The sequence below is a fragment of the Agrobacterium sp. CCNWLW32 genome, assembly GCF_037083425.1.
In the GTDB taxonomy this organism is placed as follows: domain Bacteria; phylum Pseudomonadota; class Alphaproteobacteria; order Rhizobiales; family Rhizobiaceae; genus Agrobacterium; species Agrobacterium radiobacter.
Window position 1 is genome coordinate 81198 of the sequence record NZ_JBAOJM010000006.1, and the last position, 25836, is coordinate 107033.

General features: G+C 60.1%; 26 protein-coding genes. 14 read left to right on the plus strand and 12 right to left on the minus strand.

The features are described from left to right. Positions 1–146 precede the first annotated feature (146 nt). The 6 genes from V6R85_RS14875 to V6R85_RS14900 all read left to right on the plus strand — a co-directional run bounded on the left by V6R85_RS14875 (position 147) and on the right by V6R85_RS14900 (position 7180). Entirely contained in the window at positions 147–938 is a 792-nt protein-coding gene (locus V6R85_RS14875; RefSeq protein WP_111834463.1) for a competence/damage-inducible protein A, read from the plus strand. 104 nt (positions 939–1042) lie between these two features. After that, the gene (locus V6R85_RS14880; protein ID WP_003509757.1) at positions 1043–1888 is read left to right on the plus strand and encodes a universal stress protein; all 846 of its coding nucleotides are present in this window, start codon (positions 1043–1045) and stop codon (positions 1886–1888) included. A 296-nt stretch (positions 1889–2184) separates the two neighbouring features. After that, a complete protein-coding gene (gene gpt, locus V6R85_RS14885; protein ID WP_003508098.1) occupies positions 2185–2682 on the plus strand; it encodes a xanthine phosphoribosyltransferase in 498 nt (165 codons plus the stop codon). Beyond that, positions 2683–2979, plus strand: coding sequence for a hypothetical protein (locus tag V6R85_RS14890; protein ID WP_162691787.1), 297 nt, complete (start codon positions 2683–2685; stop codon positions 2977–2979). A 261-nt stretch (positions 2980–3240) separates the two neighbouring features. Then, on the plus strand, positions 3241–3372 hold the full coding sequence (locus tag V6R85_RS14895) for a hypothetical protein (protein WP_262514456.1): 132 nt from the start codon (positions 3241–3243) through the stop codon (positions 3370–3372). After that, positions 3362–7180: a vitamin B12-dependent ribonucleotide reductase gene (locus tag V6R85_RS14900; RefSeq protein WP_087744134.1), complete on the plus strand. Its 3819-nt coding sequence runs from the start codon at positions 3362–3364 to the stop codon at positions 7178–7180. Before V6R85_RS14895 ends, V6R85_RS14900 begins: the two co-directional genes overlap by 11 nt. A 185-nt stretch (positions 7181–7365) precedes the next feature. On the opposite strand, the gene arsK is transcribed toward V6R85_RS14900, so the two are convergent. The 3 genes from arsK to V6R85_RS14915 form a co-directional block, all read right to left on the minus strand. Then, positions 7366–8601: an arsenite efflux MFS transporter ArsK gene (gene arsK, locus V6R85_RS14905; protein WP_173992186.1), complete on the minus strand. Its 1236-nt coding sequence runs from the start codon at positions 8599–8601 to the stop codon at positions 7366–7368. Next, a complete protein-coding gene (locus tag V6R85_RS14910; protein ID WP_020809330.1) occupies positions 8567–8935 on the minus strand; it encodes an ArsR/SmtB family transcription factor in 369 nt (122 codons plus the stop codon). Before V6R85_RS14910 ends, arsK begins: the two co-directional genes overlap by 35 nt. 127 nt (positions 8936–9062) lie before the next feature. Continuing rightward, positions 9063–10388 carry an Nramp family divalent metal transporter gene (locus V6R85_RS14915; RefSeq protein WP_162695531.1) on the minus strand — a complete coding sequence of 442 codons (1326 nt, stop codon included), beginning with the start codon at positions 10386–10388 and terminating at the stop codon, positions 9063–9065. Between the two features lie 465 nt (positions 10389–10853). On the opposite strand from V6R85_RS14915, the gene V6R85_RS14920 reads away from it, so the two are divergent. Next, the gene (locus tag V6R85_RS14920; RefSeq protein ID WP_003508088.1) at positions 10854–11081 is read left to right on the plus strand and encodes a hypothetical protein; all 228 of its coding nucleotides are present in this window, start codon (positions 10854–10856) and stop codon (positions 11079–11081) included. Between the two features lie 23 nt (positions 11082–11104). Here V6R85_RS14920 and V6R85_RS14925 read toward each other — a convergent pair whose 3' ends face one another. After that, on the minus strand, positions 11105–12838 hold the full coding sequence (locus V6R85_RS14925; RefSeq protein WP_336377076.1) for an ABC transporter ATP-binding protein: 1734 nt from the start codon (positions 12836–12838) through the stop codon (positions 11105–11107). Between the two features lie 231 nt (positions 12839–13069). On the opposite strand from V6R85_RS14925, the gene V6R85_RS14930 reads away from it, so the two are divergent. Then, positions 13070–14308 carry an AI-2E family transporter gene (locus V6R85_RS14930; RefSeq protein WP_080866210.1) on the plus strand — a complete coding sequence of 413 codons (1239 nt, stop codon included), beginning with the start codon at positions 13070–13072 and terminating at the stop codon, positions 14306–14308. Positions 14309–14562: 254 nt separating this feature from the next. Here the strand turns inward: V6R85_RS14930 and V6R85_RS14935 are convergent, their stop codons facing one another. Further along, on the minus strand, positions 14563–15018 hold the full coding sequence (locus tag V6R85_RS14935; protein WP_080866211.1) for a GNAT family N-acetyltransferase: 456 nt from the start codon (positions 15016–15018) through the stop codon (positions 14563–14565). A gap of 106 nt (positions 15019–15124) precedes the next feature. Between V6R85_RS14935 and V6R85_RS14940 the strand changes: the two genes are divergently transcribed. Further along, on the plus strand, positions 15125–15559 hold the full coding sequence (locus V6R85_RS14940) for a hypothetical protein (protein ID WP_111784313.1): 435 nt from the start codon (positions 15125–15127) through the stop codon (positions 15557–15559). A 42-nt stretch (positions 15560–15601) separates the two neighbouring features. Here V6R85_RS14940 and V6R85_RS14945 read toward each other — a convergent pair whose 3' ends face one another. From V6R85_RS14945 to V6R85_RS14955, 3 genes are all read right to left on the minus strand, one after another. After that, a complete protein-coding gene (locus tag V6R85_RS14945) occupies positions 15602–16756 on the minus strand; it encodes a DUF2336 domain-containing protein (RefSeq protein ID WP_111792197.1) in 1155 nt (384 codons plus the stop codon). Between the two features lie 111 nt (positions 16757–16867). Beyond that, entirely contained in the window at positions 16868–17479 is a 612-nt protein-coding gene (locus V6R85_RS14950) for a flavin reductase family protein (protein ID WP_020809325.1), read from the minus strand. Continuing rightward, positions 17479–18060 (minus strand): nitroreductase family protein, encoded by a 582-nt coding sequence (locus tag V6R85_RS14955; protein WP_060724317.1) that lies wholly within the window; start codon positions 18058–18060, stop codon positions 17479–17481. The genes V6R85_RS14950 and V6R85_RS14955 overlap by 1 nt, the downstream gene beginning before the upstream one ends. 109 nt (positions 18061–18169) lie before the next feature. Here V6R85_RS14955 and V6R85_RS14960 point away from each other — a divergent pair, with 109 nt between their 5' ends. Further along, the gene (locus tag V6R85_RS14960; RefSeq protein ID WP_003508068.1) at positions 18170–19150 is read left to right on the plus strand and encodes a hypothetical protein; all 981 of its coding nucleotides are present in this window, start codon (positions 18170–18172) and stop codon (positions 19148–19150) included. A 259-nt stretch (positions 19151–19409) separates the two neighbouring features. Here V6R85_RS14960 and thrS read toward each other — a convergent pair whose 3' ends face one another. From thrS to V6R85_RS14980, 4 genes are all read right to left on the minus strand, one after another. After that, on the minus strand, positions 19410–21413 hold the full coding sequence (thrS, locus tag V6R85_RS14965; RefSeq protein ID WP_111834465.1) for a threonine--tRNA ligase: 2004 nt from the start codon (positions 21411–21413) through the stop codon (positions 19410–19412). A gap of 126 nt (positions 21414–21539) precedes the next feature. After that, positions 21540–22064 (minus strand): DUF1697 domain-containing protein, encoded by a 525-nt coding sequence (locus tag V6R85_RS14970; protein WP_111834466.1) that lies wholly within the window; start codon positions 22062–22064, stop codon positions 21540–21542. Further along, positions 22061–22420 carry a membrane protein insertion efficiency factor YidD gene (gene yidD / locus V6R85_RS14975; RefSeq protein WP_003508065.1) on the minus strand — a complete coding sequence of 120 codons (360 nt, stop codon included), beginning with the start codon at positions 22418–22420 and terminating at the stop codon, positions 22061–22063. The genes V6R85_RS14970 and yidD overlap by 4 nt, the downstream gene beginning before the upstream one ends. 3 nt (positions 22421–22423) lie before the next feature. Beyond that, entirely contained in the window at positions 22424–22870 is a 447-nt protein-coding gene (locus V6R85_RS14980; RefSeq protein WP_111834540.1) for an iron-sulfur cluster assembly scaffold protein, read from the minus strand. A gap of 283 nt (positions 22871–23153) precedes the next feature. On the opposite strand from V6R85_RS14980, the gene folE reads away from it, so the two are divergent. From folE to V6R85_RS15000, 4 genes are all read left to right on the plus strand, one after another. After that, positions 23154–23780, plus strand: coding sequence for a GTP cyclohydrolase I FolE (folE, locus tag V6R85_RS14985; protein WP_003508063.1), 627 nt, complete (start codon positions 23154–23156; stop codon positions 23778–23780). A gap of 124 nt (positions 23781–23904) precedes the next feature. Further along, on the plus strand, positions 23905–24357 hold the full coding sequence (gene hisI, locus V6R85_RS14990) for a phosphoribosyl-AMP cyclohydrolase (RefSeq protein ID WP_020811294.1): 453 nt from the start codon (positions 23905–23907) through the stop codon (positions 24355–24357). A 95-nt stretch (positions 24358–24452) separates the two neighbouring features. Continuing rightward, positions 24453–25391, plus strand: a complete 939-nt coding sequence (locus tag V6R85_RS14995; RefSeq protein ID WP_003508061.1) for a patatin-like phospholipase family protein — start codon at positions 24453–24455, stop codon at positions 25389–25391. 68 nt (positions 25392–25459) lie between these two features. After that, positions 25460–25789 (plus strand): hypothetical protein, encoded by a 330-nt coding sequence (locus V6R85_RS15000; protein WP_003508060.1) that lies wholly within the window; start codon positions 25460–25462, stop codon positions 25787–25789. Positions 25790–25836 lie beyond the last annotated feature (47 nt).

Genomic DNA, 25836 nt, shown 5'->3' on the forward strand with positions numbered 1-25836 from the left:
GCCGGGGATTGGCATACGCACTGTTCACGATGAGTGAACACTCGATGCCATCGTCAACCAATCCCCGTTTTGCGTTTCTTTAAAACCGCTTTGCATTCGCACTGGCGCGGCGTTAACGTCTGACAAAACAGATGACGAGTGCACCCATGTCCAACCCCTCCTCCACCTCCTCCGTTGTTACCGCCGCCATGCTTGCGATCGGCGACGAACTGCTTTCGGGCCGCACCAAGGACAAGAATATCGGGCACCTCGCGGATGTGCTCACCATGTCCGGAATTGACCTGAAGGAAGTGCGCATCGTCGCCGACGAGGAGGAAGCGATCGTGGAAGCGCTGAACGCGCTGCGCAGCCGTTACGATTATGTCTTCACCTCGGGCGGCATCGGCCCGACCCATGACGACATCACAGCGGATGCGGTATCTGCGGCATTCGGCCTGCCCTGCGAACACGACGCCGAGGCGCTGCGCCTGCTCGGTGACATGTATCGCGTCCGCGAGATGGAATTCACCGAGGCGCGCAAGCGCATGGCGCGCATGCCGAGAGGCGCCGCCCACATCGCCAATCCCGTTTCCGTCGCCCCCGGCTTCGTCATCGGCAATGTCCACGTCATGGCCGGCGTGCCGCAGGTGTTCCAGGCCATGCTCGACAATGTCATGCCGACGCTGCGCACCGGCGCGAAAGTCATGTCGCAGGCGGTGCGTTCGCCCTATGGCGAAGGTGATATCGGCACGCCGCTGACAGCCATCCAGAAAGCCCATCCCGAAACCAGCATCGGCTCCTATCCGAAATATGACGGGCAGCGTTTTTCGACCGAGATCGTCGTGCGCGCCCGCGACGCCGGCGTGCTGAAGGCGGCAACCGAAGCGGTTGCGGCCATGATCGAAACCATCGGCCAGGAAAAAAGACTGGCGGCAAGCCAGGGCGACGCAACCGCCTGAAACGGAAAAGGCCTGAGACGAAAAGGTTTGACCAAAATCAAGGTGGCCATCGGCGAAGACGGCCACTCTCCCCCTAGAAACTAGATGTCACCGAGGAGAGAGAAATGGGTTACAAAACGATATTGGCAGTGGTCGACAATGTTGCGAACACGCAAAAGCTCGGCGAATTCGTGGTGAGCCTTGCCGACCAGTTTTCCTCGCATGTGATTGGCCTGCACATGGAAACGCTGGCCGCCGTTCCGCTTGTCGCTCCGATGGAAATTCCCGATCCCGCCACCGTGCAGGCGCTGCAGGATGTGGCGCACAAGGAAACCACCGACGTGGGAACCGCTTTCGAGCACACCCTGTCCGCCAATGGCATCTCGCATGAATGGCGCAGCTTCGTCACCTCGGTGGGTTACGCCTCCGCATCGGCGATCGACAGCGCGCGCTGCGCCGATCTCATCGTCGCCCGCCAGAGCAACTCCTCTGCACTTTCAGACAGCCGCTCAGATATTGACGGTTTCCTTTATGAAAGCGGCCGCCCCGTTCTCCTCGTGCCGCATGTGCTGACCGTTGCGAAACCCATCAAGCGCGTCCTGATCGCATGGAACGGCTCCCGCGAGGCGACCCGCGCCACCTTCGACGCCCTGCCCTTCCTGAAGGCCGCAGACAGTGTCGAGATTTTCTCCGTCGATCAGGCCGAAAGCGAAACCCAGTCTTCCGGCCTTGCCGGCGCGGAATTGGCCGCCACCCTCGCCCGCCACGGCGTCAATGTCACCGTCACCTCGCAGGAAAAGATCGCAGGGATCTCGCCGCAGGCCGCCATCGAGAACCGCCTGTCGGACAACAGCATCGACCTTCTGGTCATGGGCGCTTATGGCCATTCCCGCTGGTGGGAGCTGCTGTTCGGCGGCGTGACGCGCACCCTGCTCGATTCCATGACGGCGATGACGCTGCTGTCTCGTTAAAAATGGATGCGGCGCAAACAGCGCCGCAAGCTCCCTCGGCATCCCGCATGGAGCGAGCGACTACCGCTTGTTTCTTCTCCCCGCCGGGGAGAAGTCCGCGGCAGCGGGATGAGGTGGCAAGGGTAGAGATATTAGTCAACGTTCCCCCCATCGGGCCACCTTTTCCCGGCGGGGAGAAGAAACAAGGCGCGATCTCGCAATCAAAACAACGCCTGTTATGCGGAAAGCTTGCCTTTTTGCCGGTCTTGCGGCTATTAGCCAAAGCCATCGACAATTTTGACCAGATGGTAGACGACATGTCCCTTCCCGATAAAGCCTTTCCCGTTTCCTGGGACCAGTTCCACCGCGACGCCCGTGCGCTTGCCTGGCGTCTTGCCGGTCTCGACAAAGAGTTCCGGGCAATCGTCTGCATCACCCGCGGCGGCCTCGTTCCGGCGGCGATCATCTCGCGCGAACTCAACATCCGCATGATCGACACGGTGTGCATCGCCACCCGCCACGATTACGTCAACCAGGGCGATACGGTTCTGCTGAAGGGCGTAGCGCCGGAGCTGATGTCCGACAGCGGCGAAGGCGTGCTCGTCGTCGACGATCTGACCGACACCGGCAAGACGGCGCTGGAAGTGCGTGAAATGCTGCCGAAGGCGCATTTTGCCTGTGTTTACGCCAAGCCGAAGGGCGTGCCGACCATTGACACCTTCGTCACCGAAGTCAGCCAGGATACCTGGATTTATTTTCCCTGGGACATGGGCTTCACCTATCAGGAGCCGATCGCCAAGGGATCGCGCGGCTGATTGCCGGCCGTCATTAAAAAATCGGACAGGAAAAACCGCCCCGCCGAGGGCGGTTTTTTTGGGAGAAAATCCTTCTTTGATGACGGCGGAAAAACACGGAAAAACCGCAGTGTCGCCATTATGCCTCACCCCGGAAATGCGGGGTTTTGTCTTTCCGTTGCGGAAACCAGTCTCGCGCAAGCTTCAAATTTTCCCGCCAAGTCACTGATTTTTCTAATCGCTTTTCCTATCCCCGTTTTCCACAGGCACTTCACACAATATCTTGTGGTTAAAAATGGGTTTCAATCTATGGCTTGACGAATCTGTGCCGCGAGAGGAAAGTGACACTTATGTTGCGGCGGCAACGGACCGGAAAGTAACGAGGCCGGTTCCTCTCCATCTTCAGCGCGCATGTCCAAACGGCGGTCCCGACCATGAGGGGGCGGTTCGCCGCAGGCTTTTGCGCGCCTTTCGGAAACCGCCAAAAACATGACGCGGGGACTGGCGGCAGGAAGCTGTTGATACTATATTTAGTATTCCATGACATGCTTGCAGCCGAATAAGCCACGAGATACAGGGATGACATCCAAGGATGAACATCCCTTACAGATCGGCAACAACCGGCTGCGCGAAGGCATCGCACGGCTGGACCGGATTTTTGCGCCCTTCACCGGGCGCCCAATGGACGAGGACAGAAACCATGCGCATTGAACGCCGCTTCACGAAGCCCGGCCAATCGCCTTACGCGGAAATCGACTTCCGCAAGGCCGTCAGTGAAATCAAGAACCCGGATGGATCGATCGTGTTCCGTCTGGCTGACATCGACGTTCCCGCGCAGTTTTCCCAGGTTGCCACCGACGTTCTGGCGCAGAAATATTTCCGCAAGGCCGGCGTGCCGAAGTTCCTGAAGAAGGTCGAGGAAAACGACGTTCCTTCCTTCCTGTGGCGCTCCGTTCCCGATGAAAAGGCGTTGAAGGACGTTCCGGAAGCCGAACGTTTCGGCTCCGAGACCGATGCGCGTCAGGTTTTCGACCGTCTGGCCGGCACCTGGGCCTATTGGGGCTGGAAGGGCAAATATTTCTCGTCCGAAGAAGATGCCCTCGCCTTCCGCGACGAGCTTGCCTATATGCTCGCCACCCAGCGCGTTGCGCCGAATTCCCCGCAATGGTTCAACACCGGCCTGCACTGGGCCTATGGCATTGATGGCCCCGGCCAGGGCCATTTCTATGTCGATCCCTTCACCGGCAAGCTGACCAAGTCCAAGTCCGCTTACGAACATCCGCAGCCGCATGCCTGCTTCATCCAGTCCGTCGAAGACGACCTCGTCAACGAAGGCGGCATCATGGACCTGTGGGTGCGGGAAGCGCGCCTGTTCAAATATGGTTCCGGCACCGGCTCCAACTTCTCCTATCTGCGCGGCGAAGGCGAAAAGCTTTCCGGCGGCGGCCGCTCCTCCGGCCTGATGAGCTTCCTCAAGATCGGCGATCGCGCAGCCGGCGCCATCAAGTCCGGCGGCACCACCCGCCGCGCCGCCAAGATGGTGGTTGTTGATGCCGACCATCCCGATATCGAAGCCTATATCGACTGGAAGGTGAACGAGGAGCAGAAGGTTGCCGCGCTCGTCACCGGCTCCAAGATCGTCGCCAAGCACCTGAAGGCGATCATGAAGGCCTGCGTCAATTGCGAAGCTGACAATGGTGACTGCTTCGACCCGGCCAAGAACCCTGCCCTGAAGCGTGAGATCCGCGCTGCCAAGAAGGACATGGTGCCGGAAAACTACGTCAAGCGCGTCATCCAGTTCGCCGAACAGGGTTACAAGGACATCCAGTTCAAGACCTATGACACGGATTGGGATTCAGAAGCCTACCTCACGGTTTCAGGCCAGAACTCCAACAACTCCGTCTCGCTGAAGGATGACTTCCTGCGCGCTGTCGAGAATGACGGTGACTGGAACCTCACCGCCCGCAAGGACGGCAAGGTGATGAAGACGCTGAAGGCCCGCGACCTCTGGGAAAAGATTTCCCACGCCGCCTGGGCGTCGGCCGATCCCGGCCTGCACTTCAACACCACCATGAACGACTGGCACACCTCGCCGGCCGAAGGCCCGATCCGCGCTTCGAACCCGTGCTCGGAATACATGTTCCTCGACGACACGGCCTGCAACCTTGCCTCGCTGAACCTCTTGCAGTTCAAGGATCAGGCGACGAAGCGCATCGACATCGCCGACTATGAACATGCCGTCCGCCTGTGGACCGTTGTGCTCGAAGTTTCCGTGATGATGGCGCAGTTCCCGTCGCGCCAGATTGCCGAACGCTCCTATGAATACCGCACGCTTGGTCTCGGTTACGCCAATATCGGCGGCCTGCTGATGTCGTCGGGCATTCCCTATGACAGCGATGAGGGCCGCGCCATTGCCGGTGCACTGACCGCGATCATGACCGGTGTCTCCTACGCAACTTCGGCTGAAATGGCCGGCGAGCTTGGCCCCTTCCCGAGCTTTGCGCCGAACCGCGACAACATGCTGCGCGTCATTCGCAACCACCGCCGCGCCGCCCATGGCCTGTCGGATGGTTATGAGGGCCTTTCGGTCAACCCGGTTGCACTCATCCACGCCGATTGCACGGATCAGGACCTTATCGCCCATGCGACAGCCGCCTGGGACAAGGCGCTGGAACTTGGCGAAAAGAACGGCTACCGCAACGCCCAGACGACAGTTATCGCGCCGACCGGCACGATCGGCCTCGTGATGGATTGCGACACGACCGGCATCGAGCCCGACTTCGCGCTGGTGAAGTTCAAGAAGCTCGCCGGCGGCGGTTACTTCAAGATCATCAACCGCGCGGTTCCGGATGCCCTGCGTTCGCTCGGTTATTCCGAAAGCCAGATCGCCGAGATCGAGGCCTATGCCGTCGGCCATGGCAATCTCAACCAGGCGCCGGCCATCAACCCCTCCACGCTGAAGGCCAAGGGCTTCACCGATGAGAAGATCGAAGCCGTCAACGCTGCGCTGAAGAGCGCCTTCGACATCAAGTTCGTCTTCAACCAGTGGACGCTCGGCGCTGACTTCCTCAAGGAGACGCTCAAGGTTTCCGACGAGCAGCTCTCCGACATGAGCTTCAACCTGCTGGAGCATCTCGGCTTTGCCAAGAAGGACATCGAAGCGGCGAACGTTCACGTCTGCGGCGCGATGACGCTGGAAGGCGCACCGTTCCTGAAGAACGAGCACCTGCCGGTCTTCGATTGCGCCAACCCCTGCGGCAAGATCGGCAAGCGTTACCTCTCGGTCGAATCGCACATCCGCATGATGGCGGCGGCACAGCCCTTCATCTCGGGTGCAATCTCCAAGACGATCAACATGCCGAATGACGCGACGGTGGAAGATTGCGGCGCAGCCTACATGCTGTCCTGGAAGCTGGCGCTGAAGGCCAACGCCCTTTACCGCGATGGTTCCAAGCTTTCCCAGCCGCTCAACGCCTCGCTGGTGGAAGACGAGGACGACGAAGATTTCGTCGAGGAACTGGTCCAGCAGCCGCTCGCCCAGCAGGCCGTGACGATCACCGAAAAGATCGTCGAGCGCGTCATCGAGCGGGTATCGCGCGAGCGTGAAAAGCTGCCGAACCGCCGTCAGGGTTACACCCAGAAGGCAACGGTGGGCGGTCACAAGGTCTATCTGCGCACCGGTGAATTCGGTGACGGCCGCATCGGCGAAATCTTCATCGACATGCACAAGGAAGGCGCTGCCTTCCGTGCGATGATGAACAACTTCGCCATCGCCATTTCGCTTGGCCTGCAATATGGCGTGCCGCTGGAAGAATATGTGGAGGCCTTCACCTTCACCAAGTTCGAGCCGGCCGGCATGGTGCAGGGCAACGACGCGATAAAGAACGCCACGTCGATCCTCGACTACGTGTTCCGCGAACTCGCCGTATCCTATCTCGGCCGCCACGACCTCGCTCATGTCGATACGTCTGACTTCTCCAATACGGCACTCGGCAAGGGTATCCAGGAAGGCAAGACCAATCTGCTCTCCACCGGCTGGACACGCGGTTACAAGCCGACGCTGGTTTCCAACAACGAAGGCGAACGTGCTGCTTCCGAACCCAAGGGCTCGGCAACGGCAGCCCCCGCCCGCGCCTCGGCCAACGTCACTTCCTTTGCAGGCTCAGCCGCCCGCAAGCTGGAACCGACAGTCGCGATCTCCACCTCGGAAATCGTCTCCTTCAAGCGCGATTATGAAGAACGCGCCAAGGAACTGGCGGAAGAGATTGCCGAAGAGGTAATCGACGACGTGGTTCAGGAAGCCAAGCAGACCGCCACCGCCCTCTTCTCCGACAAGGCCGCCGCCGACGCGGCATCGGCCAAGGCGGAAGCCAAGAAGAAGGAAAACGAACGCCGCATGCGGTCCATTGCACAGGGTTATACGGGCAACATGTGCTCGGAATGCCAGAACTTCACGATGGTGCGGAACGGCACTTGCGAGAAGTGCGATACCTGCGGTGCGACGAGTGGTTGCAGCTAAGCAGGGGCAACAAGGTTTCTCGGCACCTGAAATTGGCCAATCGCGCAAATGATGGAAATCCGGACACTGAAAAGTGCCCGGATTTTTCTTTTAGAATGACCATGACCTGCCACCTGCGACCCGCTACACCGGAGCGGCTAAGAAGCAACGGGCCTTGAAGCGCCATTAGTCTGACATCGATTGGATCAAATAGTTGGCGTTCCAGATGCCTTCGCATAAACCGCAACCGCAACGAATGCGGCAATACTGACCAGCCCGAGACACGCGTTAAGCGTCAGTGCGAAGCTCAAGCCAAGATTCTCCGTAAGCGCCGCAAAGACGAACGGCGCGCCGGCACCCACCGCAAGCCGAGCGGCTGCCATCTTTCCTGTAATTGCCCCATAGCCTTCGGATCCGAATAGATAGAGCGGCAGGTTTCCCTGTGCGATGCTGTTGATGCCTGAGCCCAGACCAAGGCAGATGGCGAAGGCAACCGCCCCCGGTAGCCAGCTGGCTGTCACCAGCAGGATCAATATGCCCAGCACGATTAAAACAGCGGAAAGCACCGCAAGTGCTGGCGGCGGGAGGCTCTTGCCGAAGATCATGTTGATCAAGCGACTGAGAACCTGGGCCGGACCGAAAAGAGAGCCGATCACGACAGCTGCCGCTCCCAGCCCCACGGTTCCAAGCATCGGCACCATATGGGCGAGGATGGCGGAGAGAGTAAAACCCAGTATCGCGAAAGCGAAGGAGACCAAGATCATCCCACGGCGTCTCGTATGCGAAGGGAGCGCACCCACGACGGTCTCGCGCGCGCGGCTCGTCGTGTCGGCACTCGATCCCGTCTTTCCTGCGCGCATAATCCAGAAGTGAAGCGGCATACAAAGAAAAAGATTAAGTCCCGCGAAGACGAGATAGATCTCCCGCCAATCGAGGTGGACGGCTAACGCAGCCGAGATCGGCCAGAAAATGGTCGATGCGAAACCACCGATGAGAGTGAGATAGGTGATGTTTCGGGACGCCGAACGAGGATTGTTTTCCACCAGAGCCGCAAACGCCGCCTGATATTGCACCATACCGGAGGATATTTCGAGCAGGATGACCGCAGCGGCAAAGATCGCAACCGAGGGCGATAAAGCGCAGAGCGCCAGTGTCAATGCCGCAAGAAACGAACCGATTGTCATCATGGTTGCGGCGCCGATCCGGTCCATCTGCCTACCGATATAGGTTGCCGAAAGACCGCCGATAAAAAGGGACACCGAAAAAACCGCAAAAACCTGAGAAAGCGTCAGGCCCAGATCTTTCGCCATGCCGGGCGCAAGGATGCTGAAACTATAATAGAGGGTGCCATAACCCACGATCTGTGTAAGGCCGAGCGCAGAAACGGTGGCCGCAGACGCCCTGAAATCACGCAACGATGTTGCCCTCTTCAGCACGGCCATCGGCAGGGTGGCAGCTGTTGCCACGCTCGACATCCTCCCGGACGGCCGGATGCCCGGCGCAGCAGTCTTCCATCAGGAATTTCACGAGGGACGCCAGAGTATCGTAGCTCGCGCTATAGAGGATCGATCGCGACAGGCGTCGCTGTGAGATCAAACCAGACCGTTCCAGCTCTTTGAGATGGAACGACACATTCGTTGCCGAGACGCCCATGCGCTCGGCGATCACGCCCGCGGCCAATCCTTCAGGTCCCGCGATAACAAGTGCTCGCACGATGGACAGACGGGTCTCCTGAGAGAGAGCCGAAAATGACAGCAGGGCCTGACGCTCATCCATATTTCAACAATCCTTGAATTATTGTATCGATGGATAACGCAGATTATCGAGGCCGACAAGACGATTATGTAACGTCGTACGGGATGTGGCAGCCGCGCCTCGAAAAGGCGCGGCCCGCCCCCCTCTATCATCCCATAAAATCCAACAGCAGCTTCACATTCAGCGCCGCAATCACCACCGCGATCAGCCAGGCGAAGGCCGAAAGCCAGAGCGGCGAGCGCAGCTCGCCCATCTTCGTCCGGTCGGCGGTGAACATGACGAGCGGGAAGACGGCGAAGGAGAGTTGCAGGCTGAGCACCACCTGCGTCAGGATCAAGAGTTCGGCCGTGCCGCTGTCGCCATAGAAGATGGTGACGCCGGCGGCAGGGATGATGGCGATGGCGCGGGTGATGAGGCGGCGCAGCCAGGGGGCGAGCCGCATCTTGAGGAAACCCTCCATCACGATCTGGCCGGCGAGTGTTGCCGTGACGGTGGAATTGATGCCGCAGCATAAGAGCGCCACGCCGAACAGCGTCGGCGCAATGGCAAGGCCGAGCAGCGGCGCGAGCAGATTATGCGCCTCACCGAGTTCGGCGACATTCGTCTGCCCGGTCTTGTTGAAGGTCGCCGCTGCGAGGATGAGGATCGAGGCGTTGATGAGCAGGGCGAACATCAGCGCGATGGTGGAATCGAGGGTGGCGAATTTCAGCGCCTCGCGTTTTTCGGCAACTGTCTCGCCGATTTCGCGGGTCTGCACGATGCCCGAATGCAGATAGAGATTATGCGGCATGACGGTGGCGCCGAGAATACCGAGCGCCAGATAGAGCATATCAGGATTGGTGACGATCTCAGTCGTCGGCGCAAAACCGAGAATCACCTGCCCCCAGTCGGGATCAGCCAGCGCCACCTGAATGGCGAAACATACGGCGATGACGCCAAGCAGCGTGATGACCAGCGCCTCCACCCAGCGGAAGCCGAGCTTCTGCAGATAGAGGATCAGAAACACATCGAGCGCGGTGATGAGGACGCCGAGTTCGAGCGGAATGCCGAAGATGAGGTTGAGGCCGATGGCCGTGCCGATGACCTCGGCAATATCGGTGGCGATAATGGCGATTTCCGCGAGCAGCCAGAGCACCATTGCCACCGGTTTCGGATAGGCGTCACGGCAGGCCTGTGCAAGATCACGGCCGGATGCGATCGCAAGACGCGCGCAGAGCGATTGCAGCACAATCGCCATGATGTTCGAGACCAGCGCAACCGTCAGCAGCGTGTAACCGAATTTGGATCCGCCGGCGAGCGACGTCGCCCAGTTCCCGGGATCCATATAACCGACGGCAACGAGATATCCGGGGCCGAAAAACGCCATCGCCCGGCGAAACGTGCCGGCATTCGGATTGATCCTGATCGAACTGTGAACGTCGGATAACGAGAGGTCGTCGCCGTTTCGTCGCCATCCAAAGACTGGCTTGTCCATTTTATGCGCTTTCAAAGGGAAGGTTGAATTGGTGCAGTTGCAAATCATTCGCATAAGCAATAGCGGCTGACAAGGGGAGTTTTTGCAGCCATGCAGACGGTGCCGGGGGAACCTGTACGGTTTGAACGCAATCCGGCGCACCTCCACGTTCCCGTTGGGGGGCCGACACCCCTCCTTCCCGTCCTTCCGACCCTTGCCAGTGCCCAGCCCAGTTCCTGCCGTTAAAAAGACTCGTCTTGCCGCGCAGACGCGCCTCTGCTGAATTCGGCTCAGGGCCGGAATGACGGAGGTCGGATGAGAAAGGGTGGTAGCAAATACGGAAACCGCCATGCCGACAGGTGTAGACGACGGAGCTACAGCCAGCCGGGCTCACGGCCTTGTCATCGCCCCTGCTCCGCCCTTGCGGAACAGCGCCGCACTTGTCTGCGTTTATATTTCAGGAACACTCTAATACCGGGGAAGTTCATGCGACATGGCCATAAATTCAGCCTGGTGAACCATCCGAGCCGATGGCCGAAATATATCATGGCGTATCGAAGGCCGCGCGACTGGCTGATGACGATCAGCGGCATCGTGCTGCTGTTCATCGTCGCCGCCGCGGTTGCCATGGGTTATCTCGTCACCAGCCATCCCGGCAAGCCGGAGCCAAACCCCGGCATCGTGGAGGAACAGGCAGCGGAGAACGGCGGGTAAGCTGCGGCGCAAACGCGCCGCTCTCAGCTCAAGCCCGCAAGATGGCCGCTAAACTGCGCCTCATGCAGGCGGCTGTAATGGCCCTTGGCGGCCAGCAGCTCGGCGTGGGCGCCGGTTTCGGCAATGCCGGTCTGGTCCACCACCACGATGCGCGAGGCATCGCTGATCGTCGCCAGCCGGTGGGCGATGACGAGCGTGGTGCGCCCCTTGGCAAGCTCGGTCAGCGATTGCTGGATGGCGCGCTCGGTTTCCGTGTCGAGCGCGGAGGTCGCCTCGTCGAGAATGAGGATCGGCGGGTTCTTGAGGAACATTCGGGCAATGGCGAGACGCTGTTTCTGGCCGCCGGACAATTTGACGCCGCGTTCACCGATGACGGTGTCGAGCCCGAGCGGCATGGCCTCGATGACGCCATCGAGACGGGCGCGCCGCGCCGCCTCCATGATGTCCGCATCCGAAGCGCCAAGCCGTCCATATTCGATGTTCTCGCGGATCGTGCCGCCGAACAGGAAGACATCCTGCTGCACGATGCCGATCTGGTTGCGCAGCGAAGCGAGTTTCATTTGTCGGATATCGATGCCGTCAATGGTGATCGCGCCGCTGGTAACGTCATAAAATCGCGGCAGAAGCGAGCAGAGCGTGGTCTTGCCCGCGCCCGAAGGACCAACGAAGGCCACCGTCTCGCCGGCGCTGATCTTCAGGTCGATATTGGTGAGAACCTGCTTGCCCTCGGCATAACCGAAACCGACATGACGATATTCGATATCGCCGCGCAGCAGCGGCGCGTCCACCGCATCAGGCGCATCGACAATGTCAGGCGCTGTGTCGAGAAGTTCGGTGAAGCGGCGGAAACCGGCAATGCCCTTCGGATAAGTCTCGATGACCGAATTGATCTTTTCCACCGGGCGGAAAAACACGCCGACCAGCAGCAGGAAGCCAACGAAGCCGCCTTCCGTGAGACCGCCCGTCAGCACGAACCATGCGCCGCAGATCATCACGATCATCTGCGTCAGCCGCATGCTCATGTAGCTCAGCGAGGTGCTGGCCGCCATGATCTTGTAGGCATCGAGCTTCGTGCGGCGGTATTTCTGGTTGTCCTTCTCGAACAGCGCGCGCTCGTGGTCCTCGTTGGCAAAGGCCTGCACCACCCGCATGCCGCCGACATTTTCCTCGATACGGGCGTTGAAATCCCCCACGCGGCCATAAAGCGCGCGGAAATTCTGCGTCATGCGGCCGCCGTAACGGCTGGTCACCCAGGCGGTGACGGGCACGACGGCGGCGGTAATGAGCGCCAGCGGCACATTCACCGACAGCATCAGCAGGAAGGCGCCGATGAAGGTCATGATGGCGATGAACAGGTCTTCGGGGCCGTGATGGGCCACCTCGCCGATCTCTTCCAGATCCTTCGTCAGCCGCCCGACCAGATGGCCTGTTTTCTGGTTGTCGAAATAACGGAAGGAAAGCTTTTGCAGATGGTCAAAGGCCAGACGCCGCATGTCGGTCTCGATATTGATGCCGAGCATGTGCCCCCAATAGGTGACGGTCGCCATCAGCCCGGTATTCAGCACATAGATGACGAGCAGCCCGACCGAAGCGGCGAGAATGATGGCCCATTCACCGCCCGGCAGCAGCACGTCCACAAAGGTCTTCACGGCCATCGGAAAGCCAAGTTCGAGTACGCCCGACAAAACCGCGCAGGAAAAATCGAGAATGAACAGACCGCGATAGGGACGGTAATAGGCGAAGAAACGGCGCAGCATGGCATGACCTGGAGATCGGGCGCGGCAACCTTACGCCGCAATAAAAACGGAGTTTAATTGTCATATTTCAATGCGCGCGCCAAGACCGATGTTCTATTTTTACCAAAATCGTTCAATAGGTTCAGCAATAAACACACAACGGTAATGTGATCGGGTTATATTGCACTTATATGTATCGGTGTGACAGAGTGAATGCACCCCTTGCGGGGAGAATGCGAGAAAGAGCCTGCCGTGAGTAACATTGACAGCCGTAAGCCCAGTGGCGAACCGAGATGGCTTGGTCCCGCCAGCCCGACGCGGATCGCCCTGATCCCGCCTATTTCGGCTGCGCGCTGGCTGCTCCTTCTGGTCGTCCTTGCGGGCATCTATTTCTTCAACGGCTTTCTGGTTCCGGTTCTCGCCGCGCTCGTCATCGGTTTCGCCAGCTGGCCGGTCTATACGCGGCTTCTGCGGCAGGTGGGCGGCAACACGACGCTCGGTGCCACCATCGCCATCATCCTCATCATTGCCTTCCTCGTGGTGCCGATCTTCATCGCCGCCTCCTATACGGCAACCGAAATCCGCGAATGGTTCGGCTGGGCGGTGCACGTCAACAAGACGGGCGCCCCCGTGCCGGACTGGATCGCCGCCCTTCCCGCCGTCGGCCCCTGGCTCGGCGAACAATGGGTGAAATATATCGGCACGCCGGGCGCCATCGGCGAGCTCATCCAGCTCGTCAGCGGCGCCAATATCGGTAATATCTACCGGGCGATCCTCGCCGCCGGCAACGGCGCGTTCCATCTCGTGCTGACCCTGCTGTTCATGCTGATCGCGCTGTTCTTCGTTTACCGCAACGGCGCAGGCTTCACCCGTCAGGTCGATCTGGTGGGCGAACGCATCCTGCCGACACGGTGGGAACGCATTTCGAGGGTCGTGCCCGCCACCATCAGCTCGACCGTAACCGGCATGACGCTGATCGCCATCGGTGAAGGCATCATCCTCGGCATCGCCTACTGGATCGCCGGCGTGCCCTCGCCCGTCACGCTCGGCGTGCTGACCGGCGTCATGGCGCTCATTCCCGGCGGCGCGCCGCTCTCGTTTACGCTGGTGTCGATCTATCTGGTCGCCAGTGGATCGCCCGCCCACGGGCTGGCGCTCTTCGTCTGGGGCTCGGTCGAACTCTTCATCGTCGACAAGACCATCCGGCCGAAACTCGTCGGCGGACCGATCAAGCTGCCGTTCCTGCCCACCTTTTTCGGCCTTGTCGGCGGCGTCAAGACCATGGGTTTCCTCGGCCTCTTCATCGGCCCGGTGCTGATGGCGCTGCTGGTGGCAATCTGGCGCGAATGGGTGCGCGAGGTGGAACTGTCCGCCGCCACCACCACCGAGGCTCCGCCCCCGCCGCCAACAGAGGACGATCCCGTTGATGAGGTTGCCGCGCTCGAAGAGGATAGCGAGGAAACGACGGCATTTCGGAAAGCTGCTTTTTGACTGGTGAAGCCTGCGGTGGGCGGCGATGACGTGGAGCGCCAGCCGACAGGCCAAGGCCGCTTCCCTCTCTTTCGTCATGCCGGGCTTGGATACCGGCATCAGCCATGGCTCATCTGCGCAGTGAAAGAGTCTTCCGCGATCAAAGACTTGATCGCGCTGGACCCGCATCTAGTCCGAGGTGACGTGGGCGAATGCTGCGGCTATACCTCAAACAGTCACATCGCCAGCCCATCCGACCGATCGGTGCCTTCTCCTTAAAGCGCCTTTTCCATGAACAGGCTGAGCGGGTCAGGCTTATAAGGCGCAAAGGCCTCGATCTCCACAAACCCCGCCTTGCGGTAAAGGCCGATCGCCTCCGGCTGGCTGATCCCGGTTTCCAGCCGGATGGCGGAAAGGCCGAGTTCGGTACCGCGCGCGACAAGCGTATCCATGATCAGCTTGCCGATCCGCAATCCCCTCGCCTCGGGATCAACGAACATGCGCTTGACCTCCGCCGTGCCATCACCCGCCTCCACCAGCGCGCCGCAGCCGACCACGCGGCCATCGTGTCGCACCACGAAAAAGGAGACATTGTCCTTTTCCAGCTGGCCGATATCGACCAGATGATTGCTCTCGGCGGGATAAAGCGACGCCATATAGGTATTGGAGAGATCGATGAGGCGCAGAACCGCGTCCTGCCGTGGTGTTTCAAGCTTGATTTCGGTGGCCAATGCGATGCCTGCCTTCTCTATAAAAATGCGTATTTCGTCGTAATGTCACTGCAATCGGGATAGATGAGTTTCTAGAGCATTATTCCCGACAGAGGCAACACACCCCATGAAAACAGCCCTCGTTCTCATGACCTTCCTTGGCTGTGACGACAGCGCCACCGATTGCCATTACATCGCCACCTCGCAGCAGCGCTGGACGAGCATCGAGCTATGTGACGCCGTGTCGGAAAAGGAGCTGGAGCGTTACGCCAATGCGCCCTACCCGGTCGTGGTGGCCGTGTGCCAGACACCGGGCGAGCAGGCTCCGCAGACGGCGAGCAATACGCCCGGCGCGCAGCCTCCCGCCGCGGCGGCACCTGCCGGAACGCAGCAGGCGACCGCAGAGGTAACGCCGAAGGAAGAAGAGAGCCTCACCAAACAGGCGATCGGCCGCGTCAGCCGCATTCTGCCGTCCACAGAAGGCATAAAGCACCTCCTGGGAACGCCGGTCAGGATGGTCGAAAACAGCTATTCGTGGATCGCCAAGCGGTTTGACAAGTAATTGCGGGGAACGCAGCAATTGCGTCTGGAGGCCCCCAGGACCTTACGCCGCCTCGACCGTCAGCGCTTCCGCATAATACCGCGCCTTCTGCCGTTCTTCGGCAATGGCCAGCTTGCGCACGGCATGCAGCAGTTCGAACAATGTCTCGGAACCGTTGACCTCGCGGAAATGCGCCAGCAACTCGGCCGAGACGGAGGCCGCCGCCTCAGAAAGCTGCGAGCGGGCGGCACGGCGCCACATCAGCGTCGCCTCGATGAAAACGTCAACGACATCGCCAAAAAGCCCGACGGACTGGAACAGGGCCTTCAGCGCGTGCGGCCGCCCCGTCGCCAGAATGGCGCGCACCTTGCGGTCATCGAGACCGGAGAGATTGACCATCGCCGCCGTGAAGAATTCCAGCCGGCCCGAACAGACGGCGTGGATGAGCAGCGCCGGCGTCAGTTCCAGCCGCTGGCGCAGATGCTCCACCAGCGCCGGCAGTTCCGGCGAAGAAACGCTTGATGCGATAAGAATGGTGGCGGAATCTTCCGCCTCGCGAAAAAGACTGTCGGCGCGGTTGCGCGCGATCATCGCGTGAACCAGCGCCGAGCCGGCGAGCGCCTCGCTGATGCGACCCATCAACAGGTGGCGCGCATCGGCCGGCAGCGCCTCACGGCGAAGCAGAAGGTCGCGAATATCGGCGTCGCAGCCATGGCGCTCGGCAATGCGCCGCAGCGAGAATGGCGTGATGAAGGCATCGTCGTTTTCAAGCAGGATGATGGTCTCAGGCAGATCGCCGACTTCGGCAAGGGCGGCGCAGACCCCGCGCGGCAGACCGGGCCTTGCGGCAATGAGCGCGCGCGTCAGGCTTTCGCCGCGCCCGGCGAGATCAACCAGGTCGGCCTCGCCGAGAACCGGCGAGCGGGCAATCACCGTGCAGGCGATTTCCGGCTGGTCTTCGGCAAGTGAAACGAGAATGGCGCGCGGTGCGTCTTGGGCATCCGCCAGCGCTTCGGCGAGCGCCAGCCGCACACGCGGTGAAGGGTCATCGAGAAGATAGGTCATCGCCATATAGGCGGCATCGCGGTTTTCCCGCGCCATGTCGGACTGCAGATAGGCACGGCCGAGCGCATTGGCAGCTTTCGCCCGCTCGGTCGATCCAGCCTTTTCAGACCAGCGAAGAAATGCCTGTACGATCACCTGAGCCTCGAAACACATTCATACAATGGATGGCGGCATCATCGCCGCCACCATGTATAAAACTCTAGGCGCAAATGGTTTACGTTTGGTTCACCATAAAAATTAACCGCATCCGAAGAAGGACTATATTTACGGCGCAGTAGAGGGGCGCTGCAGCTGGAATACATCGCTGCCGCCATCGCAGTAATCCATATAGCCCATGCGCGCCACGGGGCGCGACAGCCCCATATCGATGCGACCATCACGAATGATCGTTTCATCGATATGGATCGCCATGACCTGCCCGATCACCATCCACGAATCCGTCGGCTTGCCGTCGACATCCCCGAGTTGCTGTATCTGCGTCACCCGGCATTCCAGAACAGCCAGGGCTTCGCCGACGAAAGGCGCGTCCACCACCCGCCCGTCGACGGCGGTAAGGCCGGCAAGGGCGAATTCGTCGACGTCATAAGCGACAGGCGCAGAAGACGCATTCATCCGGTCCACCAGGTGGCGGCTGACGAGATTGGCGGTGAAGACGCCGGTTTCCTCGACATTGCGCAGGCTGTCCTTCCTGCCGCTGGACGAGAACATGACCAGCTTCGGCCGGTCCGAGATCGCGTTGAAGAAGGAATAGGGCGAGAGGTTCATGGAACCGTCCCTGCCCTTCGAGCCAATCCAGCCGATCGGCCGCGGTGCGACGATCGCCTTGAACGGATCATGCGGCAGGCCATGCTGGTTGGTGTCCGTGGTGTAGAACATCAGACGTCCCCGACCCAGGTGACGACATCGGCAAGCTCCGGCCGCGGCCGCTCCACCGGCGGGAATGTCGTTGAGCCGATGTGGATATAGCCCGCGACCTTCTCTTCCCCGCCGACGCCGGTCTCAGCAAGGAATGCCGGATCGAAAGCAAGCCATTCCGTCAGCCAGTTCGCGGCAAAACCGCTGGCATTGGCCGCGAAGATGACGTTGAGGCACACCGCGCCGGCGGACATGACCTGCTCCCATTCCGGGATCTTGAAATGCGGCTTGGCGGTGCTGATGACGGCGATAACGACGGGCGCGCGGGTGAAGCGCGTGCGCTCCGCTTCCTGCTGTTGCAGGTCCAGTTCCGGGTTCTTTTCAAGCGCGATCCTGAGCGCCGTTTCACCGAGACGCACACGCTCCTCGCCGCGATAAACCACGAAACGCCACGGCGCGAGCTTGCCATGGTCAGGCACGCGCACGGCAAGGCGCAGGATTTCCTCGATTTGCCCCTTCGAAGGTCCCGGCTCGGCAAGTTGCAGGGCCGGCGTAGAGCGGCGAGCCTTGAGATAATCGAGGAGCTTGATATCACTTGTCATGATCAAAAATCTTCCATTCTGCTGTCATCGCGAAACATGGGCCTTGAAATAGCCATGGCATTGGTTTTGAAGTGATGCGGGAAAATCAAGAAGTCAATCGGTATCGAAAATGTCGGCAATCAAAATCGCGGCACGTCTGGCCATTGCATGTGCTGCGCTTGGTCTTTTATCACAGGCCGCTTTTTCGCAGGATGCCTTTAAAGACTTCAAGCAACTCGGCGGCACGCCGAAAATGCCGAAACTCAACGCTTTCACCGCCCCTTCCGCACCCAATGCCCCCGCAAGCACCGCCCGCGATATCGCCATGGAAGCCAAGCTGACGAGCGAAGGCGAGGCGGTGAAAGAAGGCCTGTCCTGGCGCGTTTTCAGCCCCATTCCCGGCGCTGACGGCAAATTGCCGATGCTGGCAAGCTCCGAGGGCGGCTCGGCCCATTTCAATCTGGTACCCGGCGAATATTTCGTCAACGTCGCCTTCGGCCGCGCCGGCGTCACCAAGAAACTCAATATCCCAACGTCTGGCAACGTTCAGAAACAGGTGCTGATTCTCGATGCCGGCGGCTTCGTGCTGAACGCGGTCGCAGGGTCCGACAAGCAGATTTCCGGCACCCAGCTCAAATTTTCCGTCTATTCGTCGGACGCCCGGCCGGATGGCGAACGCGGCCTCGTCATGGCCGATATCAAGCCCAACACCATCGTGCGGCTGAATGCCGGCACCTATCACGTGGTTTCCGAATACGGCAACGTCAATGCGGTGGTGCGCGCCGACATTCAGGTGGAAGCCGGCAAGCTGACCGAAGCGACGCTGCAGCACCAGGCCGCGCAGATCACCCTCAAGCTCGTGTCCGAAGAGGGCGGCGAAGCCATTGCCGATACGGCCTGGTCCGTGCTGAACGGCGGCGGCGATGTGGTGAACGAAAGCGTCAGCGCGTTTTCGACCATGGTTCTGGCGGAAGGCGAATATACCGCCATCGCCCGTAACAAGGAAAAGGTCTACCAGCGTAACTTCAAGGTCACGTCGGGCCGGGATTCGGATGTGGAAGTGCTGATGAAAGATCAGGCGCCGGAAGATATGACCGGGGATTTCGAGTAAGTCTGATTGAGCCGGCCGCGACGCCAGCGATAACGTCCGAAACTTCTCTTCCGTCATGCCGGACTAGATCCGGCATCCAGCCACGGCGCGTCTGCGCCGTGAGGGACGAGTCTTTCGCGATCAAGGACTTGATCGCACTGGCCCCCGGATCTAGTCCGGGGTGACGGAGTGCGGATGCCCCGCCCTCTGCCAATCATAGCGCTGCTACAGCACATCGTTCACAAACAAAAACGGCCCCCGAAGGGGCCGTTGTCATTTATCACGCAACCTGCTTCTTCGCCGCAAGCTTGCGCTTCACATCCGGCGGCGTCGCCTCGTCCACGAGGCTTGTAATCGCGTCTTCGAGCGACATCGACGTCTGGTTCTGCGAACCGAGACGACGGATATTGACGGTGCGCTCTTCCGCTTCCTTGCGGCCGCAGACGATGATGACCGGAACCTTGGTCACCGAATGCTCGCGGACCTTGTAATTGATCTTCTCGTTGCGGAAGTCGGTCTCGACTGCCATGCCCGCCTCGCGCAGCGCTTCGGCGACCTCGCGGCCGTAATCGTCCGCATCCGAGGTGATCGTGGCGACGACGACCTGAAGCGGCGCAAACCACAGCGGCATGTGGCCGGCGAAGTTCTCGATGAGAATACCGAGGAAGCGCTCCATCGAGCCGCAGATGGCGCGATGGATCATCACCGGCTGCGTCTTTTCGGAGTTCTGGTCGATATAGAAGGCGCCAAAGCGTTCCGGCAGGTTGAAGTCCACCTGTGTCGTGCCGCATTGCCATTCACGGCCGATGGCGTCCTTCAGCGTATATTCGAACTTCGGCCCGTAGAACGCACCCTCTCCCGGCAGAATGCCGGTCTTGATGCGGCCGCCAGACTGCTCCTCGATGGTCTTCAGAACATCCATCATCACGCTTTCGGCGCGATCCCAGAGATCGTCGGAACCGACGCGCTTTTCAGGGCGCGTGGAGAGCTTGACGACGACTTCGCTGAAACCGAAATCCTCATAGACGGAGAGGATGAGGTCGTTGATGCGCAGGCATTCCGCCGCCATCTGCTCTTCCGTGCAGAAGACATGCGCATCGTCCTGCGTGAAGCCGCGAACGCGCATCAGGCCATGCAGGGCCCCGGAAGCCTCATAACGATGCACGGTGCCGAATTCCGCAAGGCGGACGGGCATTTCGCGGTAAGACTTCAAGCCATGCTTGAAGATCTGCACGTGCCCCGGGCAGTTCATCGGCTTCAGTGCGAAAACGCGCTGATCGGCTTCCTCGTCATCGGGATGGGTGAAGGCATGGGCGGATTTCACCGCGAACATGTTTTCCTGATACCAGCCCCAGTGACCGGAGGTTTCCCACAGCGACTTATCCAGCACCTGCGGCGCGTTGACTTCCTGATAGGTGTTGGCGAGCCGACGACGCATATAGGCCGTCAGCGTCTGGAACATGCGCCAGCCCTTGCCGTGCCAGAAGACGACGCCCGGACCTTCTTCCTGGAAATGGAACAGGTCCATTTCGCGGCCGAGACGGCGATGGTCGCGCTTTTCGGCTTCGGCCAGAACATGCAGATAATTGTCCAGCTCTTCCTGCGTCGCCCAGGCGGTGCCATAGATGCGTGACAGCATCGCATTGTTGCTGTCACCGCGCCAGTAAGCACCCGCCACCTTCATCAGCTTGAAGGCGGTGCCGACCTGCCCCGTGGAGGCCATATGCGGGCCACGGCAAAGATCGAACCAGTCGCCCTGGTAATAGATCTTCAGGTCCTGACCTTCGGGGATCGCATCAACCAGCTCGACCTTGTAATTCTCGCCCTTGGCGGCGAAGACTTCCTTGGCCTTTTCGCGCGACCAGATTTCGCGGGTAAACGCCTTGTTGCGCTGAATGATTTCCTTCATGCGCTTTTCGATCTTCGGCAGATCTTCGGGCGTGAAGGGCTCGTTCTTGGCGAAGTCGTAATAGAAGCCGTTCTCGATGACAGGGCCGATCGTCACCTGCGTGCCGGGCCAAAGCTCCTGCACTGCCTCGGCCATGACGTGGGCGGCATCGTGGCGGATGAGTTCCAGCGCACGCTTGTCTTCACGCGTGACGATCTCGATCTTGCCATCGGTGATGGTATCGGACAAATCGCGCACGGTGCCGTCAAGCGCAATGGCGACGGCCTTCTTGGCAAGCGATTTGGAAATGGATTCGGCAACCTCGCGGCCGGTCGTACCGGGGGCGTAGCTGCGGACGGATCCATCGGGAAATGTAAGGGAAATGGCTTCAGACATCGTCTAGTGCTCCTGTCCAGTCCCGCCAACGAATGCGGGTGGTGTTGGAATAATGATCTGCCCGCTGAAAACGGACAGGCAGCCTGATAAAGGCTTTTGCCATTCCAGTCAAAGGTGAAGGGTCTCTCAGCGAAGCATTTCCGCGAGACCATTGACGGTATTGGCGTTGCGGGTCGTGCCTATGCCGAGCCTCCTGGTGGTCAGGACCGGGAGAAGCCGGCTCTCGCTCGGCTTTCCCAGAAAATCGATCCATAAATCGCCACCAATCACGGCGATCTTCTCCTGCCGGCGATATTTTTCGAGAAATCCGAGAACGTCCTTGCCAAGCGGTTCGCGCATCACCCGAACGCAGACATCGGATGGATTGCCATCCGGAAACGGATTCTCAGCCGCCAGTTTCAGCCAGTCGCGAGCCGGGCGAACCATGATATCGACATGTTTGTCGAAACGCTTTTCGAAGGCGCGTTCAAGCCTGTCCTCAATCTCGCGAACGGGAGCATCCTCCGCACGAAAGACCAGGTTTCCGGTGGCTACAAGCGTCCGGCACTCGGCAAATCCCAGTTCTTCAGCCATTGCGCGCAGATCGGCCATGATGAGCCGCTTGCCCGCGCCAAGGACGATGCTGTGCAGCAGCGCCACATGATCCTTCATCGATGCAGGCTCCAGTAACGCCACGGCGCCCACCAGCGCCTCGTGCTGCCGAGCGCTTCCGGCACCGGGTCCAGTCCGCTCGTGCCGCCAGGGCCGCAGCGCGCAACGCGAAACAGGGTCATCCATCCGCCGGCCCACAGCCCGTGGCGGGCGATGGCCTCATAGCCATATTCGGAACAGGTGGGGATGTGACGGCAGGAGTTTCCGATGAAGCCGGAAAGCGTCAATTGATAAAGCCGGATAAGGCCGACACCAAACAACCGCCCCGGCGTTTTGGCAAAGCTGCCCGCCCAGTTACGGGATCGGCCCGCTTTTTCCGCCGTCTGCTGATGCCGGCAGCCCGGTTCGCCGCACATCACCTAACCCGCAGCGTTGACAGCCGGCCGGCCTTCGATCTGGTCGAGAGCATCGACCACCGCTTCAAAGGTCAGCATGGTGGAGGCATGGCGCGCCTTGAAATCGCGCACGGGCTGAAGCACCCGCATATCTTCGAAACGGCCCGCCGGCCCTTCGCCGCCCTGTTTCAGCATGGCGAGCATGTCTTCCCGCGCCTGCCGGATTTCGCCGCTGGAAGCGCCGATGATGTGATGCGCCATGATGGAGGCGGAGGCCTGGCCGAGCGCGCAGGCACGCACCTCGTGGGAAAACGCCGTCACGATGCCGCCTTCGACCTTCAGATAAACCTTGAGCTTAGAGCCGCACAGGCGCGAGTGTTTTTCGGCGCTGGCGTCGGCATCTTCAAGAACACCCGTCAGCGGAATATTCCCGGCAAAGTCCAGAATGCGATTATTGTAGATGTCGTCCATCGTCAGGTGCCCGGCGCGCTCAAGATTGCCCAAAAACAGGACAGGTCAAATTTTTCAAACACAGCGTTTGTCGCAGTGAAGCTTTCCTGCCCTTCATTCTCATTATATGCTAACGAGCTTTCTGGACATCAAGCCGTGATGAAATTAACGGCTCCGATACCGAAATAACAGCATCGGTCTTGCCAAAATGCTGTAAAACAACCAGATAGCAGCAACTGCGAACAAATGTTCGCGATGAAAAACGAATTCAGGTGCGGCCTTTACCCGCATCGGGAGAGACGGAATGGATGCGATCGTGAAGAATTTCCCCGGCGCTGGCGCAAAAACCGACGTGGCAGAAGCTCGCCCAAGCCAGGCCGAAGCGGAAGAAGCAGTGCGCGTTCTTTTGCGCTGGGCAGGAGAAAATCCCGCCCGCGAAGGACTTCTGGATACGCCGAAGCGCGTCGCCAAGGCCTATCGCGAGCTTTTTGCCGGTTATGAGCTGAACGTTCAGGACGTGCTCGGCACGACCTTCGAGGAAGTCGGCGGTTATGACGATGTGGTGCTGGTGCGCGACATCCCCTTCTTCTCCCATTGCGAGCACCACATGGTGCCGATCGTCGGCAAGGCGCATGTGGCCTATCTTCCGGCCGGCCGCGTGCTCGGCCTGTCGAAGATCGCCCGCGTCGTTGAAATCTTCGGCCGCCGCCTGCAGACGCAGGAAAACATGACAGCGCAGATCGCAAGATCGATCGAAGAAACCCTGAAACCGCGCGGCGTGGCCGTCATGATCGACGCCGAACATATGTGCATGTCCATGCGCGGCGTGAACAAGCAGGGGTCGACGACGCTGACCACCAGCTTCACCGGCACGTTCAAGAACGATCCGGCCGAGCAGGTCCGCTTCATGACCATGGTGCGCAACCGCTAGGCATCGGACCGAAAAGTGTAGCGCGGGTTTTTGAAAACCCGATGCTCAGACAAATTTTGGAGTGGCGGAGTGATCTCATTTTCCCCGCCGCTCTGAAACCTTCCGCTTTTCTCCCGGGGTAGCCATGTCCATTTCGTTTCCGTCCGCGCCTGCGGACAAGGAAGTGCTCGAAAACGCAGGTCTCTTTTCGCCGAAATTCGATGCCCACGGCCTTGTCACCGCCGTGGTTACCGATGCACGCGACGGCGAATTGCTGATGGTCGCCCATATGAATGCGCAAGCCCTGTCGCTGACGCTCGAGACCGGCATCGCCCACTATTACAGCCGTTCACGCGACAAGATCTGGAAGAAGGGCGAAACATCGGGCAACCTGCAGACGGTGAAGGAATTCCGCACTGATTGCGATCAGGACGCGGTGTGGCTGAAGGTCTCCGTCGCCGGCCATGATGCGACCTGCCATACCGGTCGCCGCTCGTGCTTTTATCGCACCGTCGAGCTCTCCAATGGCGATGCTGTGACGAAGATCACCGACGACACCCGCCATTTCGATCCGGCCACCACCTATTCGGACAAATAAACGGCCACCTTCCATCGGCCGCACCAATTTGCTACCAATATAGCGGGCTCCGGGGATAAGGGCGGAGCTTCACAGAATTGGCAGGGAGTGCGGTCATGTTGGGATGGGGAAATCGTCACAATCATCTTGCGGCTGGAAATCCCGAAGCCACCGGCAATGAGCCGCCCGTCACCCAGATCGTCGACAAACACCGCATAGCGCTCGCCCTTGGCGGCGGCGCGGCCCGCGGCTGGGCCCATATCGGCGTCCTGCGGGCGCTGGACGAGGCCGGCGTGAAGATCGGCATGATCGCCGGCACGTCGATCGGAGCGCTCGTGGGCGGTTGTTATCTCGCCGGCAAGCTCGATGAGCTGGAGGAATTCGCCCGTTCGCTGACGATGCGCCGCATTGCCGGCCTGCTCGATTTGACGATCGGCGGCGGCGGCCTTTTTGGCGGCATGCGGCTGACCAAGCGCATGCAGGAGCATCTCGAAGGCCTGCGCGTCGAAAACCTCGATCATCCCTTCATCGCCGTCGCCACGGAGCTGCGCACCGGCCACGAAGTGTGGATCCATCAGGGCGACCTCGTTACCGCGCTGCGTTCATCCTATGCCCTGCCCGGCATTTTCGAACCCGTGCAATGCAACGGCCGCACGCTGATTGACGGCGCGCTCGTCAATCCCGTGCCGGTTTCCGTCTGCCGCGCCTATGAGCAGGCGCTGGTCGTCGCCGTCAACCTCAACTACGATCTCTTCGGCCGTTCCGCCGTGGTCAAGCACGCGGCCTCACCGCATGGCGGCGGCACACCGCCGGTGGAAACGGCGCCGCGTCCCGGCCTGCCCGGCGTCATGGTGCAGGCCTTCAACATCATTCAGGACCGGATTTCCCGCTCGCGTCTGGCTGGCGACCCGCCCGATCTGATGCTTCATCCCCGCATCAACCATATCGGCCTCTCGGAATTCCATCGCGCCAGCGAAGCTATCGATCGCGGATATGAGGAGACGCGCTCCCGTATTCCGGAGCTTGAGCGCATGCAGCAGGCGTTCCGGCGCTAATACGCTACTTTTAAAAACGTCTCCAAAGCCCAGAATGAATAGATGAAACGCCCGGAGATGGTGAGACCATGTATTGGTATATCTCGGTCCTGCCCCCGACCGACAAAAACATATTGTGCGACACGAATCGATTGATCGGGTTTCTGGAGGGACAGCCTGAGCTCAAACGGACAAGCGACGTCACCTTTACGTCGGCGGACGGTCAGCCCTGGATCGACATCGTCATCGTGAAAGAAGCGGCCGATGGCAACTGGTCCAGCAGCGGCAAATTCATTTCACAGTTCAATCGGGTTGAAATTGTCTGCTCTGATTATGAGACGCAAAACTTCTACGTGGAAATATCGGCGAAAATAGCCGACTTTCTTCAATGGCGACTTGTTACCAAGGGCGATGCGTGAGTCCCGGCCCGAGATTGAACCTTTTCCAGCCATCTGACGCCGGGACG